Consider the following 15,959-nt stretch of genomic DNA (forward strand, 5'->3'; position numbering starts at 1 on the left):
GCGATGTTCACGTACGCCGCCTACAACGCCGCACCTGCCGAGCTCGCCGCGGCCGCACCTGCCGAGCTCGCCGCGTCCGCACACACGGAGAACGAGTGGTACCGCCTCCTGCGCGCCGAACCGCTCATCGGCGGGCTCGAACTCGGCTTCCTGCATGGCCTGCACCCGCACGGCATCGGGCGGCTCTCCGCCCTGCTCGACCCCGGGTGGCGGAACATCGCCACCACGATGCCCCACACGCTCGCGGCGGTCGACGTCGACCCCGCCTACGGCCTCGCCTCCGCCGACGCGGACGGCCGTCGTCGCGCGGTCGATGATGTCGCGCAGTTGCGCGACGAGGTCTTCGCGCTGCGCGAGGCGCTCGGACCGCTCGCCGTGACTACGGTCGAACTGCAGTGCGCCCCCTCGGCGGCCGCCGGCGCGGCGGGAAGCACGCACCTCGCCGCCTCGCTGACCGAGATCGCCGGCTGGGACTGGTCGGGTGTGCGGCTCCTCGTCGAGCATTCGGATGCGGCGACCCCGACGCACGCGCCGGCCAAGGGCTGGCTGTCGCTGGACGAGGAGATCGACGCCGTGCGCACGGCATCCGCACGGACCGGCGCGCCCATCGGCCAGGCCGTCAACTGGGGACGCTCGGTGATCGAGACACGCGCGCCTCGCGGCGCCGTCGAGCACCTCGAACGACTGCGCACGGCGGGGACGCTCTGCGGGTTCACCGTCTCGGGGGTGTCGGGACAGCCGACCTCCCGCAGTCTTCCGTGGGAGGACGTGCATCTCGCGATCGCGGACGTCGACCCGGAGTCGCTCCTCACCACGGCCGCACTCGTCGATGCCGTCGCGGTCGCGCGGCGAGCGAGCCCGCTGCAGGTGGGGGTGAAGGTCGGCGCACCGGCCGCACCGACGACGCTGGAGGAGAGGCTGGCGCCGGGTCTCGCGACCCTGCGCGCTCTGGCCGACGCCTGGGCGCACGTCGACGCGGGTCCGTGACGCCGGTCCTCCGGCGAGACCGACGCGGTGCCGGTCGCCTACGACGCCGGCTGCGGTGTCGCCGCGTACTCCTGACGCCACAGGTGCACGGGCTCGAACCCGAGCCGGTCGCGCGCCTTGTCGATCGACATCAGCGTCTCGAACTCGCCGAGCCCCTCGCTGAGCGGCACTCCCGGATAGTTGCGCGCCGCATATTCGGCGGTCGGGGTCGATACGCCGGAGTCGGACGCCGCGACGTTGTAGACCTCGAAGCCGGGGGTCGCGTGATCGAGCGCGAGGGCGACAGCGGTGGCGGCATCGCGCGCGTCCACATAGGTGCCGAGCAGGTCGCGGCGGTAGTCGGCGACGCCGGCGCGCTCGAAGGTCGCGTACTCCCCTTCCGCGACGACGTTGGTGAACCGCAGCGCGGTGATGCTCGTGCCCTCGGCCCAGTGCACCAGCTGCGCGGCGATCGCCTCTTCGGCGACCTTGCCCAGCGCATAGGTGTTGTTCGCCTCGACGTAGGCCTCATCGACCGGGAGCGACGTCAGGTTCGCGAAATCGGGGAAGCCCATCGCGGTGATGCTCGACGCCTGGACGATGGTGCGGATGCCGGCGCGCAGGGCTCCGTGGAGCACATGGAACGTGGCGTTCATGTTGTTCGTGAAGGTGGCGGCATCCGGAACGAGCCCGTTCACCGGCAGAGCGGCGAGGTGCACGACGGCGTCGAGGCCGTCGTGACGGGCCGTGACGCCGAGCAGCGCATCGAGCACCTGGCCGTAGTCCTGCAGGTCCACCCGGACGAAGCCGGGACCGGGCGAGCCGACGATGTCGAATCCCACGACCTCGTGGCCGTCGGCGCGCAGCCGCTCCACGGTGGCACGTCCGAGTTTTCCCGAACTGCCGGTGACGACAACGCGCATGGGGATCCTTTCGTTTCCTCCATCTTCCCGCCCACCCTTGAAACGTGTCAATCGATCAGGAATGATCGAGACACACCCCGATCTGGAGACTCATGAGCATCGTCGTCGCTGCGCCCACATTCGAGCACCACCGCCACGCCCTCGGCATCGGCGAATCCACGCCCCGCATCTCCTGGAAGACGCAGGCGCCGGCCGGCTGGACGCAGGCGTCGTACGAACTCGAGGTGACGCGTGCGGACGAGGTGTCCACCGCGTCCGCCGAAGACGCCGACTCGGTGCTGCGCCCGTGGCCGTCGCATCCGCTCTCCTCGCGGGAACGCGCGGTCGTGCGCGTCCGTGTCACAGGCGGCGACGGCTCGGTCTCGGACTGGAGCGAGCCCGCCGCGGTGGAAGCCGGACTGCTCGACCCCGCGGACTGGTCGGCGATGGCCGTCGGCTCGAACGCGAACGAGAATCCGCTCAGCGACGAACGCCGCCCGTCGGTCCTTCGGCGCGACTTCGCGGCGCGCGAGGGACTCGTGTCGGCGCGCCTGTACGTCACCGCGCACGGCGTCTACGAGGTCGAGATCAACGGCGGCCGCGTCGGAGACGACGCCATGTCTCCCGGCTGGACGCCGTACCGGCAGAAGCTGCGCTACTACACCTACGACGTGACCGACGCGATCACCGAGGGGCCCAACGCCATCGGCGCCTGGCTCGGCGACGGGTGGTACCGCGGACGCATGGGCTGGCGCGGAGGCTTCCGCAACGTCTTCGGGACCGACTTGTCGCTGCTGGCCCAGCTCGAACTCCGATACGCCGACGGCTCGACGGAGACCGTCGTGACGGACGGCGACTGGCGCGCGGCGCCGAGCCCGATCCTGCACACCGGCAACTACGACGGCGAGACCTACGACGCACGGGTCGCCGCCGAGATCGCCGGCTGGTCGGAGGCGGGATTCGACGCCCGCGACTGGTCCCGCGTCGTCGCGGCCCATCGCGACCCCGCGACCCTCACCGCCCCCGAGGGCCCGCCCGTCCGCTGCACGCAGGAGGTGCCGCCGGTCGAGCTGCTCACGACGCCGAGCGGCCGGCGCGTGCTCGACTTCGGGCAGAACCTCGTCGGACGTCCGCGCTTCCGCGTCACCGGGCAGGCCGGCGACATGGTTCGGTTCCGCACCGCCGAGGTGCTGCAGCAGGGCGAGATCTACACCCGCCCCCTTCGCGACGCGAAGTCGACGGACGAGTACATCCTCGCCGGCGGCGGCGTCGAGGAGTGGGAGCCGCGATTCACGTTCCACGGCTTCCGGTACGCCGAGGTGGAATGGCCGGGCGGAGCGGATGCCCTCGACGCCGCGGTCGCCGCGGGAGACATCGTCGCCCGGGTCTACCACACCGACATGGAGCGCACCGGGTGGTTCGAGTCGTCGAACGCCCGCGTCGACCGGCTGCACGAGAACGTCGTCTGGAGCATGCGGGGCAACTTCCTCGACATCCCGACCGACTGCCCGCAGCGCGACGAGCGCATCGGGTGGACCGGCGATCTGCAGGTGTTCGCCCCGACCGCGTCGTTCCTCTACGACGTGTCGGGGATGCTCTCGAGCTGGCTGAAGGATGTCGCCATCGAACAGCTGCCCGATGGCACCGTGCCCTGGTACGTCCCGGTGATCCCCGCCGACAAGCAGTGGACGCCCATCCGCCCCGGCGCCGCCTGGGGCGATGTCGCGACCTTCACCCCGTGGACGCTCTACGAGCGCTTCGGCGACAGCCGCATCCTCCGCGATCAGTATCAGAGCGCGAAGAAGTGGGTCGATCTGCTCGAGCGCCTGGCCGGCGAGGACCGGCTCTGGGACGAGGGCTTCCAGCTGGGCGACTGGCTCGACCCCGCGGCCCCGCCCGAGGACCCCGCTGATGCGACGACCGACCGCTACCTCGTGGCGACGGCGTACTTCGCGCGCTCCGCGGACCGCGTCGCCCGGATGGCCGAGGTGCTGGGTCACGACGACGACCGGGATCACTACGCGGAGCTCGCCGCCGAGGTGCGCGCGGCGTTCACGGCGGCATATGTGCTGCCGGATGGCCGCATGACCAGCGATGCACAGACCGCGTATTCGCTCGCGATCGCCTTCGAGCTCGTGTCGGATGAGCACCTCGCGACCGCCGGCGCCCGCCTGGCCGAGCTCGTGGAGGAAGCGGGCCACCGCATCGCCACCGGCTTCGTCGGCACGCCGCTCGTCTCGGACGCCCTCACCGTCACCGGCCACGCGGATGCCGCGTACGACCTGCTCCTGGAGACCGAGGCACCGTCGTGGCTCTATGCGGTGCTGCAGGGCGGCACGACGATCTGGGAGCGCTGGGACAGCCTCCGCCCCGACGGCACGGTCAACCCCGGGACGATGACCTCGTTCAACCACTACGCCCTCGGCGCGGTGGCCGACTGGCTGCATCGGACCGTCGCCGGGCTCGCCCCCGCGGCGCCGGGCTACCGTGCGATCCGCTTCGCGCCGAAGCCGGGCGGCGAGTTCACGCATGCGCGAGCCGCGCACGAGACGCCGTACGGCCGGGCCGAGATCGCGTGGCGGATCGACGGCGAGGTGCTGCGGGTCCACGTCGTCGTTCCCACCGGCACGACCGCGACCGTGGAGCTGCCCGGCGGCGAGCGCCACGAGATCGGCAGCGGCAGTCACCGCATCGAGGGAGCCTGGAGCGCCGCATCCGGCGACGGATCACGGAACTGATGACGTCTCGCGGAGGACACCGCGCGAAGTCCTCCGCGGAACGTCATCTCCTCCGGGAGACGTCAGGGCTCGGTCAGCCGGCGGTCGAGGCGCGCACGACGAGCTCGGGACGGAAGCGCACGTTCCGCTCGTAGTCGCCCTCGGGGTCGTCGATCGACCGCAGGAGGAGGTCGACGGCCGTGTGTCCGATGAGCCGCGCCGGCTGGCGGATGGAGGTCAGCGGCACGACGGTGGCCGAGGCGAAGTCGATGTCGTCGTAGCCGATCAGCGCGATCTCCTCCGGCACACGCACACTCCCGAGGATCGTGAGCGCCTGCATCAGGCCCACGGCGAGGAGGTCGTTGGCCGCGAACACCGCGTCGGGACGCTCCGCGGCTGCCCGCGCGACGATCGATTCGCCGGCTTCCCGCCCGTGCAGCACGGTCAGCGCCGGCACCTCGATCACCTCGAGCTCGGCATCGGGCTCTTCGGCGACCGCACGGCGGGCCCCCTCGAGACGGTTGGCGACCTGGGCGATCGACCCGGGCCCGGCGAGGAAGGCGATGCGCCTGCGGCCGATCTCGAGCAGGTGCCTCGTGGCGAGGTACCCGCCCTCGACATCGTCGACGGACACCGAGCAGAACCCGCTGCCCGGGATCTCGTGGTCGACCAGGACCACCGGGGTCCCCGAATCCGCGAGTCTCTGGATCCCAGCGACATCATCGGATGCCGGCGTGATGAGCACCCCGTTCACCCTCTGCTCGCGGAACAGGTCGAGGTAGCCGTTCTCGCGCGCGGCATCCTCGTCGCTGTTCCCGAGCAGGACCGAGAGACGGTCTTCGTCCGCGCGAGCCTCGGCGCCGCGGGCGACGTCGGCGAAGAAGGGGTTGCCGGCGTCGAGCACGATGAGACCGATGCTGCGGCTGCGACCCGCGCGCAGCTGACGCGCGGCGTCGTTCCGCACGAACCCGAGCTCGTCGATCGCATCGCGCACGCGCTGGACGGTGCCCTCGGCGACCTTGTCCGGTCGGTTCAGGACGTTGGACACGGTGCCGACGGAGACGCCGGCCGCAGCCGCCACCTCGCGCACGCTCACTGCCACCGGGTGCCCCTTCCTGTCGTGCACTGTCCGCGAGTGTACGGCACGCCTCGGCCCGCCTAGTCCGCGGCCCGCCGTGCACTCGTCGTCGCCGAGACCCAACGGTGGCGTCCGGAGCCGACGACCTGAATCCGCCCGTCCGGCAGCTTCACATCCGCCTCGGTGTTCGCCGGGATCTGCGCCTCGACGACGACCCCCTCGTCGGAACGCTCCCATCGCACCCGCGCCTCCCCGTACGGGGTCAGGTGCGCGGCTTCGGCGAAGTCGAATCCGTCCAGTGGATGGGGCTCGATCGTCAGACGCGCGTAGCCCGGTGCCGCCGGCGCGAGTCCGGCGAGGGTGCGATGCAGCCAGTCAGCGATCGCCCCCAGCGCATAGTGGTTGAACGAGGTCATCTCCCCGGGGTTGATCGTGCCGTCGGGCAGCATCGAGTCCCAGCGCTCCCAGATCGTCGTCGCCCCCATCGTGACCGGGTACAGCCAGGACGGGTTCTCGGTCTGGGTCAACAGCCGCTGGGCGACATCGATGTGCCCCGTGCGGGTGAGGGCGTCCGCGATGATGGGCGTCCCGACGAAGCCGGTGCCGATCCGGTGGTCGCCCTGCGCCGTGAGCTCGGCCAGCCGGTCGCCCAGAGCCTGACGCTGCTCCGGGTCCACGATGTCGAACACGATCGCGAGGGAGTACGCCGTCTGCGCATCCGAGGTCATCCGTCCGTCCGATGAGACGTACGCCTCGAGGAACGCGAGCCGCACGTCTTCGGCGATCCGCGCATACTCCGGCGCCTCGTCGTCCCTGCCCAGCAGCGTCGCCGCGCGCGCCGTGAGGTCGGCGGAGCGGAAGACGTAGGCGGTCGCGACGATGTCGGCCGACGTCTTTGCATCTGCCGGCTGCTCGGGCGGAGCATCCGGGTCGAGCCAGTCCCCGAACTGGAACATGCCCTCCCACAGACGCCGCTCGCCGGACAGCGCGACGATGGCGTCGGTCCAGCCCTTCATGCTGTCGTACTGCCGCCCGAGCGTCTCGAGGTCGTCGAACCTCTCGTGCAGCACCCAGGGCACCACCGTCGCGGCGTCGCCCCAGGCTGCGGCCGGCTGCGCCGGGCCGAGAACGTTCGGGACGACGAACGGCACGACGCCGTCGACCTGGTCGATCGCGAGATCCCGCAACCAGGAGTCGAGGAATCCCCGGACGTCGTAGAGGAAGCTCGCGGTGGGCGTGAACACCTGGATGTCCCCGGTCCACCCGAGTCGCTCGTCGCGCTGCGGGCAGTCGGTCGGCACCGAGAGGAAGTTGCCGCGAAGGCCCCACACGACGTTCTCGTGGAGCCGGCGGACGAGCGGATGCGAGGTATCGAACCACCCGGTGCGCTCCATGTCGCTGTGGATCACCACGGCCGTGACGTCGGCCGGATCGAACACCCCCGGCCAGCCGTCGATCTCGGCGTAGCGGAACCCATGGAACGTGAACTCAGGCTCCCACTCCTCGATGCCCCCTCCGGCGAGTGTGTACCGGTCGGTCGCGGCAGCGGCGCGCAGCGGACGCGTGCCGAGCTCGCCGTGCTCGAGCACCTCCGCATGCCGCAGGGTCACCACCTGGCCCGCTTCACCGTCGACCCGGATGCGCAACCGCCCGACGAGGTTCTGCCCGAAGTCCAGGACCGTCCTCCCGGACGGCGTCGTGATGACCTCGACGACCGGCAGCTCCTCGATCCGTCGGACGAACGGCGAGACGCGGGCGCCCGGCACCGGCACGTCCTCGACCACCGCGACCGGCGCCCACGTCGATGCGGTGCGACGTGCGTCGTGGTCCTCCCCGGCGTACAGGCCGCTGGCCGTGATCGGGCCGGGGGCGCTCTGCCAGTCGGCATCCGTCGCAATGGTCTCCGTGCGCCCGTCGGCGTACTCGATGAGAAGCTGCGCGGCGAAGCGCGGCTGATCGCCGTAGACGGTGGCCGCCTCGTCCCGGAAGCCGTACCGCTCCGTCGCCCACGCTCCCGCCAGCCGCACCGCGAGAGTGTTCTCCCCCGCAGCGAGAAGACCGGTCACGTCGGTGCTCTCATGCACGGTGCGGGCCTGGAAGGGCGTCCATCCCGGCTTCAGCACCTGATCGTCGACGTCGACGCCGTTGATCGATGCCTGATAGACGCCGACCGCCGTCGCATACAGCGTGGCGCGGCGCACGTCGCCCTCGAGCGCGAACACGCGCCGCAGCTCGGCCGGCTCCGCCGCGGATGCCGGTGCCGCGATGCCGACGGTCTTCGCCTGCCATTCACCGTCGGCGAGGAAGCCTGCGACGATGCGACGCGGGGCGCTCCAGTCCGACACCTCACCGTCGGCGCCCGTCACCCGCACACGCAGCTGCACCTCCTCGCGGGGACGCAGCGGGCGGAACGGCCAGCGGACGCGGACCGACTCGCGGCCGCGGACGACGTGCGTCTGCACGCCGTCGCCGGTGAGCTCGAGTTCCGCGGCGTCCTGCGTCCATCCCGGCACGGAGGCCTCGGTCACCCAGCTGATCGCCGGAGTTTCCACGGCCACCGCATCGCTGCGGTACGGCGCATCCACGTCGACGCGCGCCACTGTCAGAGTCATTCTTCCCGCCTTCTTGCCGAGGTCCACGGTTGTCATTCCCCGCATGCGCTCCCTCGCTGCACACGAGACGATACTGAAACGATTCATGATCGGATGTCAAGGTCTGGACGCACACCGGTGCCGGATCGGTCGCACCGCGGATGACTCGGGTTCTGACGATTCGGTGACAATCGTTGACACTCGCTCCGGATCGTCGTACGTTACCGACGTTGAATGGTTTCAACCCATCGACGAAAAGACGTTCTCGGTGCGGAGATCGTCACTCAAGAGTCAGCTTTTACATGGAGGTAAAAGAATGGACAACACCCGTAGTCGGAGGGTCCTCCTCGCCGCAGCAGGCGTCGCAGCCCTCGCCATCCCCCTCGCCGCCTGCAGCACCGGCGGAGGAGGCGAAAGCGCCGACGGCAGCGTCGAGATCACCTTCCTCGTTCCGACCGCAGGGACCAACATCGAGTCCGCGGAGGCCATGGTCGCGGCCTTCGAGAAGGAGAACGACGACATCACCGTGAAGGTGGAGTCGCAGCCGGCCGGCACCGAGGGCGACAACCTCATGAAGACCAAGCTCGCCACCGGCGAGATGGCCGACGTCTTCTGGTACAACTCCGGTTCGCTGTTCCAGGCGCTGAATCCGGACCAGAACCTCGCCCCGCTCACGGACGAGTCCTGGGTCGGCGACATGCAGGACACGATGAAGGCCGTCGTCGAGACCGACAACGGCGTCTACGGCGCACCGTTCGGTGCGACCCAGGCCGGCGCCGTCGTCTACAACAAGAAGATCTACGCCGACCTCGGCCTCGAGGTGCCGACGTCGTGGGACGAGTTCGCGGCCAACAACGACAAGATCAAGGCGGCCGGCATCACCCCGGTCATCCAGACCTACGGCGACACCTGGACGAGCCAGCTGTTCGTCCTCGGCGACTTCGGCAACGTGCTCGCGCAGGATGAGGACTGGGGCACCGAGTACACGGCGGGCGAGCGCAAGTACGTCGACGAGCCCGCCCTGGCCGGCTTCGCCAACCAGCAGGAGGGCTTCGAGTCGGGCTGGTGGAACGAGGACTTCGCCTCCGCCCTGTACGACGACGGCGCACGGATGGTGGCGACCGGCGAGGGCGCGCACTACCCGATCCTCACCGGCATCGTCTCGACCTTCCAGCAGAACTTCCCCGACCAGATCGATGACATCGGCGTCTTCCCGCTGCCCGCGCAGAAGGCCGAGGACACCAAGCTGACCGTCTGGCTCCCGAACGCCGTGTACGTGCCCAAGACGACCGAGGGCGCCCAGCTCGAGGCAGCGAAGAAGTTCGTCGCGTTCATCAACTCGCCGGCCGGATGCGACGTGCAGAACACCGCGATGGTCCCCTCCGGCCCCTACGCGATCAGCACGTGCGAACTCGGCGACGACGTGCCCGGTCTGCTGAAGGACATGCAGGTCTACTTCGACGAGGGCAACACGAACCCCGCGCTCGAGTTCCTCTCGCCCATCAAGGGACCGAACCTCGAGAACATCACCGTCGAGGTCGGCAGCGGCATCCGCCCCGCCGAGGACGGCGCCGCGCTCTACGACGAGGACGTGAAGAAGCAGGCCCAGCAGCTGGGCCTCGACGGCTGGTGATCGCCGACTGATCCCGGGGTGCGGGCCCGATGCACGGGCCCGCACCCGCCGACCTCACTCGACGGAGAGACCCATGACCGCCATTGCGACGCCACCCGCCGCCAAGACCTCGCCCCGCGGGCGAAAGGGGATCAGGAGCTCCTACCCGACGTGGTTCTACATCCCGTCGGCGGTGCTCTACATCGTCCTGTTCGCCATCCCGACCTTCGCCTCGTTCTACTTCAGCCTCACCCGCTGGTCGCTGTTCGACATCCAGTTCATCGGCTTCGACAACTACGTCCAGTTCTTCACCGAACCCATGCTCGTGCAGGGCTTCGTCAACACGTTCGTCTACGGCTTCGTGACCTCCGCTCTCAAGGTGGTCCTCGGGCTCGCGCTCGCCCTGCTGCTGACGGGTTCGATCCTCGGTCGCGGTTATCTGCGGTCCACGATCTTCTTCCCCGTTCTCGTCTCCACGGTCGGCATCGGCATCACGTTCAAAGTGCTGATGGACCCGTTCGACGGTCTCATCAACCAGACCCTCTCCCTCATCGGCGTCGAGGGGCCCGGATGGCTCACCGATCCCGCCTGGGCACTCCTGTCCGTCGCACTCGTAGACGTCTGGAAGGGCGTCGGCATCGCCACGCTCATCTTCATCGCCGGGCTGGTCGCGATCCCGCAGGAGTATTTCGAAGCGGCCAAGGTCGACGGCGCCGGCGCCTGGGCGCGATTCAAGAACATCACGCTGCCGCTCGTGCAGCCCGCCACCGCGACCGTCATCCTGCTGTCCCTGATCGGCGGACTGCGGTCCTTCGAACTCATCTGGGCCATGACCAAGGGCGGACCCGGATTCACCAGCGACGTGATCGCCTCGGTCATCTACAAGCAGTACCAGGCGGGCTTCTACGGCCTGTCGACGGCGGGCAACGTCGTCCTCTTCCTGGTGGTGACCGCGATCATCGTGCCGGTCCAGTACATCCTCAACAAGAGGCAGGTGGAGCAATGACCCTCACCCGCACCATCACGACGGCCGGCGCCTCGAAGGCGAAGATCCGCCGTCAGGACCGCCGCCCGATGACCCCTCGACGATTCCTCAGCCGCTACGTGGTGGGGATCCTCGCGATCATCGCGTCGATCGTGGTCTTCATCGTCCCGTTCGCGTTCATCGTGCTCACGGCTGCCAAGAACCCGGCCGAGGCCTCGCTGTTCGAGTTCTCGCTGCCGGCGCAGGGCTGGTATCTGTGGGAGAACGTCGTGACGGTCCTCGAGACCCGCGACTGGATGCTGGTGCGCGCGTTCATCAACTCGACCGTCCTCACGGTGGCGAGCGTCGCGATCATGGTCGTCTTCGCTGCGATGGTCGGCTACATCCTGCAGCGGCGCAAGTCGCGGTGGAACCACGTCATCAACGTCTTCGTGCTGGCCGGCCTCATCGTCCCGCCCGCCGTGGTGCCGACGATCTGGGTACTGCAGGGCATCGGGCTCTTCAAGACCATGCCGGGCATGATCCTCATCGAGGCGACGTTCGGTCTGAGCTTCTGCATCCTGCTGTTCCGCGCGTTCATCTCGACGATACCGCGCGAGCTCGACGAGGCGGCGGTGATCGACGGAGCAGGTCCCCTGCGCCTGTTCTTCACCGTCGTGATGCCGCTGCTCAAGCCGGTCGCGATCACGGTGATCGTGGTGCAGTCCGTCGCGGTGTTCAACGACTTCACCGGACCGCTCTACTTCCTGCCCGGCGATGCGAATGCGACCGTGCAGCTGACCCTGTACAACTTCCAGAGTCAGAGCCTGAGTCAGTGGAACCTGCTGTTCATGAACATCCTGCTCATCACCATCCCGCCGCTGGTCATGTACGTCTTCTTCAACCGGCAGATCGTGGCGGGTATGACGAGCGGCGCCGTCAAGGGCTGACCGGTGTCAGAAGTATTCCGCCGGCGTCGTGCCGCGCAGCCACGCGAGCTCGTTGTCGCGGATGAAGATCGAGAGGGATTCGTCGCGCGTCTGACCGTCACCCAGCCAGTCGTCCAGAATCGTCGTCAGCGCCTCCGCGGATGCCGTCGACGGCTCGGCGACCAGGCGGTCCCAGGCCGCGACGAATCCGTCGGGAGCGGGCACCTCGCGCACGAGCCCGTGGATGTACTTCGGCCCCGGCATCAGGCGGTGGTCGGCCGCGATCGCGGCGCGCGCTGCGGCGAGCGCCAGGTGCACGGCCGCGTGCTGGAGCAGGAAGGGGTCGCCGTGCTCTTCGGCCTGGCGGAGGAAGTACCCGCCGTGCAGGTGCGCCTGGGCGATGTGCGAGCGCACGCGGCCGACCCAGACGTCGTCGCCGAGAACGCTGATCGCGCGGACGAGGGGCTCGAGCTCCTCGGCGCGGCTGAACGCGACGCGCGCTCCGGCGAACGACGCCCTGGTGGGATCATCGGCGCGGTCGACCGCCGCGCGCAGATAGGCGAGGTCGGCGAGCTTCACGTCGATGTACGACCCCGGGTAGTCGACGCCGTGGCGATCGATCCATGCCCATCGGTCTTCCGCGCCGGCGAGGGCGAAAGCCTCCTCGGTGACGACGAGGTACACGTCGACGTCGGAGTCCTCCCGCTCGGTGCCGCGAGCCAGCGACCCGATGAGGACGACGCCCAGCACCTGCGGGTCGGTGGCCACCTGCGCGATGTACGCGGCCAGCGCGCGTTCCTGATGCTCCATAGCGACACCGTAGCGCCGCAGTTGCATCGTCCCCCCATCCGACTTACACTTGAAACGATTCATTTCGCGGTCGACGTCGACCGCGCCGACACCGAAGGCAGCGCCCCATGAGCATCCTCTCGACCGAAAACCTCGCCGCCCTGGAGCAGCAGGGCATCGAGCTCCCCAGCTGGGCGTTCGGCAACTCCGGCACCCGCTTCAAGGTCTTCGGCACGCCCGGCACGCCGCGCGATCCGTGGGAAAAGATCGCGGATGCCGCGCAGGTGAACGCCTACACCGCACTCGCGCCAACGGTCGCGCTGCACATCCCGTGGGACCTGGTCGACTCGTTCGACGACCTGCGCAAGCACGCCGAGGACCACGGCGTCACCCTCGGCACGATCAACTCGAACACGTTCCAGGACGACGACTACAAGTTCGGCGCCCTCACGCACGAGGATGCGGCGATCCGCCAGAAGGCGATCGATCACCACCTCGCCTGCATCGACGTGATGGATGCCACGGGCAGCCGCGACCTCAAGATCTGGCTCGCCGAGGGCTCGAACTACCCGGGCCAGGCCGATCTGCGCGGACGCCAGGACCGGCTCCAGGAGTCGCTCCAGAAGATCTACGACCGGCTCGGCGACGACCAGCGCCTCGTGCTCGAGTACAAGTTCTTCGAGCCGGCGTTCTACCACACCGATGTTCCGGACTGGGGAACGTCCTACGCCCAGGTGAGCGCGCTCGGCGACAAGGCCATGGTCTGTCTCGACACCGGCCACCACGCCCCCGGCACGAACATCGAGTTCATCGTCATGCAGCTGCTGCGCCTCGGAAAGCTCGGCTCCTTCGACTTCAACTCGCGCTTCTACGCCGACGACGACCTCATCGTGGGCGCTGCCGACCCGTTCCAGCTGTTCCGCATCCTGTTCGAGGTCATCCGCGGCGGCGGCCTCAACAACCCCGACGTGGCCTTCATGCTCGACCAGTGCCACAACGTCGAGGACAAGATCCCCGGCCAGATCCGCTCGGTGCTGAACGTGCAGGAGATGACGGCGCGGGCCCTGCTCGTCGACCGCGACGCTCTGACGGCGGCACAGAAGTCCGGCGATGTGCTGGCCGCGAATGCCGTGTTCATGGACGCGTTCTACACCGACGTGCGTCCGGCCCTGGCCGAGTGGCGCGAGTCGCGCGGCCTCGCCGGCGACCCGATGGCCGCCTACGCGGCATCCGGCTACCAGCAGAAGATCGCCACCGACCGCGTCGGCGGCGTGCAGGCCGGCTGGGGCGCCTGAGCGCCCGCCACCCACCGAGACTTTTCGAACCGAGGATGCAGAACATGACGACCCCCACCGCTGCCGCCCTTCTCGCGCGGTCCAACCGCCTGGGCGCCGACCCGAAGAACACGAACTACGCCGGTGGGAACACCTCGGCCAAGGGCGCCGCGACCGATCCGGTCACGGGACAGCCCGTCGAGCTGATGTGGGTCAAGGGCTCCGGCGGAGACCTCGGCACGCTGAAGGAGGCGGGCCTCGCCGTGCTGCGCCTCGACCGCCTGCGGGCACTCACGGACGTCTACCCCGGTCTCGAGCGCGAGGACGAGATGGTCGCAGCCTTCGACTACTGCCTGCATGGCAAGGGCGGTGCGGCTCCCTCGATCGACACCGCGATGCACGGCCTCGTCGACGCCGCGCACGTGGATCACCTGCACCCCGACTCCGGCATCGCGATCGCGACCGCCGCCGACGGCGAAGCGCTGACGTCGGCCATCTTCGGCGACAAGGTCGTGTGGGTCCCGTGGCGCCGTCCCGGCTTCCAGCTCGGACTCGACATCGCGGCGATCAAGGCGGAGAACCCGCAGGCGATCGGCTGCATCCTCGGCGGGCACGGGATCACCGCGTGGGCTGACACCTCCGAGGAGGTCGAGGCGAACTCGCTGTGGATCATCGACACCGCCGCCGCCTACATCGTCGCGCACGGCAAGGCCGATCCCTTCGGCGGCATCCGCACCGGGTTCGAGGCGCTGCCCGAGACCGAGCGCCGCGAGCGCGCCGCCGCCCTCGCTCCGACCATCCGCGGAATCGCCTCGCACGACCGTCCGCAGATCGGCCACTTCACCGACGCCGACGTCGTGCTCGACTTCCTGGCATCCGAGAAGGCGCCGGCGCTCGCCGCCCTCGGCACGAGCTGCCCGGATCACTTCCTGCGCACCAAGGTCAAGCCGCTGATCCTCGATCTGCCCGCCACGGCGACCGTCGAAGAGCAGGTCACGCGCCTGCACGAACTCCATGCGGAGTACCGCGCCGACTACCAGGCCTATTACGACGCGCACGCGACGGCGGACTCCCCCGCGATCCGCGGCGCCGACCCGCTCATCGTCCTGATCCCCGGCGTCGGCATGTTCTCCTACGGAGCCAACAAGCAGACCGCCCGCGTCGCCGGCGAGTTCTACGTCAATGCCATCAACGTGATGCGCGGCGCCGAGGCGCTGTCGACGTACTCCCCCATCTCCGATGCCGAGAAGTTCGCCATCGAATACTGGGCGCTGGAGGAGGCGAAGCTGCAGCGCATGCCCAAGCCGAAGACGCACCAGGGGCGCATCGCGTTCGTGACCGGTGCGGCATCCGGAATCGGCAAGGCCATCGCGACCCGGCTCGCTGCGGAAGGCGCCTGCGTCGTCGTCGCCGACCTCGACCTCGAGAAGGCCCAGGCCGCTGCGGCGGAGCTCGGGAACACCGACGTCGCCATCGGCGTTGCCGCGAACGTCGCGGATGCCGATGCGATCCAGGCCGCGCTCGATGCGACCGTGCTCGCCTTCGGCGGTGTCGACCTTGTCGTCAACAATGCCGGACTCTCGCTCTCGAAGCCGCTCCTGGAGACCACGGAGAAGGACTGGGACCTCCAGCACGACGTGATGGCGAAGGGTTCGTTCCTCGTATCGAAGGCCGCCGCCCGCGTGCTGATCGACCAGAAGCTCGGCGGCGACATCATCTACATCTCGTCGAAGAACTCGGTCTTCGCCGGACCGAACAACATCGCGTACTCGGCGACGAAGGCCGATCAGGCGCACCAGGTGCGACTGCTGGCGGTGGAGCTCGGGGAGTACGGTATCCGTGTGAACGGCATCAACCCCGACGGTGTCGTGCGCGGCTCTGGCATCTTCGCCTCGGGCTGGGGCGCGAACCGTGCCGCGACCTACGGCGTGGCCGAGGAGGACCTCGGCCAGTTCTACGCGAACCGCACGATCCTCAAGCGCGAGGTCGTCCCCGAGAACGTGGCGGATGCCGTCTTCGTGCTGACCGGACCCGAGCTCAGCCGCACGACCGGGCTGCACATCCCGGTCGACTCCGGCGTCGCCGCGGCCTTCCTGCGATGACTTCCCCGGCGATGCGTTTCGTCTCGCTTCGCTCG

At 69.2% G+C, this 15,959-nt stretch carries 11 protein-coding genes; 7 read left to right on the forward strand and 4 right to left on the reverse strand.

Annotated elements, in window-relative coordinates; genetic code table 11:
• Window positions 1–3 precede the first annotated feature (3 nt).
• Window positions 4–987: a DUF4862 family protein gene (locus tag ABD648_RS09175; protein WP_282214656.1), complete on the forward strand. Its 984-nt coding sequence runs from the start codon at window positions 4–6 to the stop codon at window positions 985–987.
• Between the two features lie 38 nt (window positions 988–1,025).
• On the opposite strand, the gene ABD648_RS09180 is transcribed toward ABD648_RS09175, so the two are convergent.
• Window positions 1,026–1,889, reverse strand: coding sequence for an NAD-dependent epimerase/dehydratase family protein (locus ABD648_RS09180; protein ID WP_282214657.1), 864 nt, complete (start codon window positions 1,887–1,889; stop codon window positions 1,026–1,028).
• 92 nt (window positions 1,890–1,981) lie between these two features.
• Between ABD648_RS09180 and ABD648_RS09185 the strand changes: the two genes are divergently transcribed.
• The gene (locus tag ABD648_RS09185) at window positions 1,982–4,606 is read left to right on the forward strand and encodes a glycoside hydrolase family 78 protein (RefSeq protein WP_282214658.1); all 2,625 of its coding nucleotides are present in this window, start codon (window positions 1,982–1,984) and stop codon (window positions 4,604–4,606) included.
• Window positions 4,607–4,679: 73 nt separating this feature from the next.
• On the opposite strand, the gene ABD648_RS09190 is transcribed toward ABD648_RS09185, so the two are convergent.
• Both ABD648_RS09190 and ABD648_RS09195 read right to left on the reverse strand, forming a co-directional pair.
• Window positions 4,680–5,687, reverse strand: a complete 1,008-nt coding sequence (locus tag ABD648_RS09190; RefSeq protein ID WP_282214659.1) for a LacI family DNA-binding transcriptional regulator — start codon at window positions 5,685–5,687, stop codon at window positions 4,680–4,682.
• A 56-nt stretch (window positions 5,688–5,743) separates the two neighbouring features.
• Window positions 5,744–8,275, reverse strand: a complete 2,532-nt coding sequence (locus ABD648_RS09195) for an alpha-L-rhamnosidase (protein WP_282214660.1) — start codon at window positions 8,273–8,275, stop codon at window positions 5,744–5,746.
• A gap of 295 nt (window positions 8,276–8,570) precedes the next feature.
• Between ABD648_RS09195 and ABD648_RS09200 the strand changes: the two genes are divergently transcribed.
• The 3 genes from ABD648_RS09200 to ABD648_RS09210 all read left to right on the forward strand — a co-directional run bounded on the left by ABD648_RS09200 (window position 8,571) and on the right by ABD648_RS09210 (window position 11,780).
• Window positions 8,571–9,887, forward strand: coding sequence for an ABC transporter substrate-binding protein (locus ABD648_RS09200; protein WP_282214661.1), 1,317 nt, complete (start codon window positions 8,571–8,573; stop codon window positions 9,885–9,887).
• A 73-nt stretch (window positions 9,888–9,960) separates the two neighbouring features.
• A complete protein-coding gene (locus tag ABD648_RS09205; RefSeq protein ID WP_282214662.1) occupies window positions 9,961–10,872 on the forward strand; it encodes a carbohydrate ABC transporter permease in 912 nt (303 codons plus the stop codon).
• 68 nt (window positions 10,873–10,940) lie between these two features.
• Complete coding sequence (locus ABD648_RS09210) at window positions 10,941–11,780, forward strand: carbohydrate ABC transporter permease (RefSeq protein ID WP_282217530.1); 840 nt, start codon at window positions 10,941–10,943, stop codon at window positions 11,778–11,780.
• A gap of 6 nt (window positions 11,781–11,786) precedes the next feature.
• Here the strand turns inward: ABD648_RS09210 and ABD648_RS09215 are convergent, their stop codons facing one another.
• Window positions 11,787–12,569: a nucleotidyltransferase domain-containing protein gene (locus tag ABD648_RS09215; RefSeq protein WP_282214663.1), complete on the reverse strand. Its 783-nt coding sequence runs from the start codon at window positions 12,567–12,569 to the stop codon at window positions 11,787–11,789.
• 107 nt (window positions 12,570–12,676) lie between these two features.
• Between ABD648_RS09215 and rhaI the strand changes: the two genes are divergently transcribed.
• Both rhaI and ABD648_RS09225 read left to right on the forward strand, forming a co-directional pair.
• Window positions 12,677–13,843 carry an L-rhamnose isomerase gene (gene rhaI / locus ABD648_RS09220; RefSeq protein WP_282214664.1) on the forward strand — a complete coding sequence of 389 codons (1,167 nt, stop codon included), beginning with the start codon at window positions 12,677–12,679 and terminating at the stop codon, window positions 13,841–13,843.
• A gap of 44 nt (window positions 13,844–13,887) precedes the next feature.
• Window positions 13,888–15,924 carry a bifunctional aldolase/short-chain dehydrogenase gene (locus ABD648_RS09225; RefSeq protein WP_282214665.1) on the forward strand — a complete coding sequence of 679 codons (2,037 nt, stop codon included), beginning with the start codon at window positions 13,888–13,890 and terminating at the stop codon, window positions 15,922–15,924.
• Window positions 15,925–15,959 lie beyond the last annotated feature (35 nt).

This window comes from Microbacterium luteolum (assembly GCF_039533965.1).
Lineage (GTDB): Bacteria > Actinomycetota > Actinomycetes > Actinomycetales > Microbacteriaceae > Microbacterium > Microbacterium luteolum.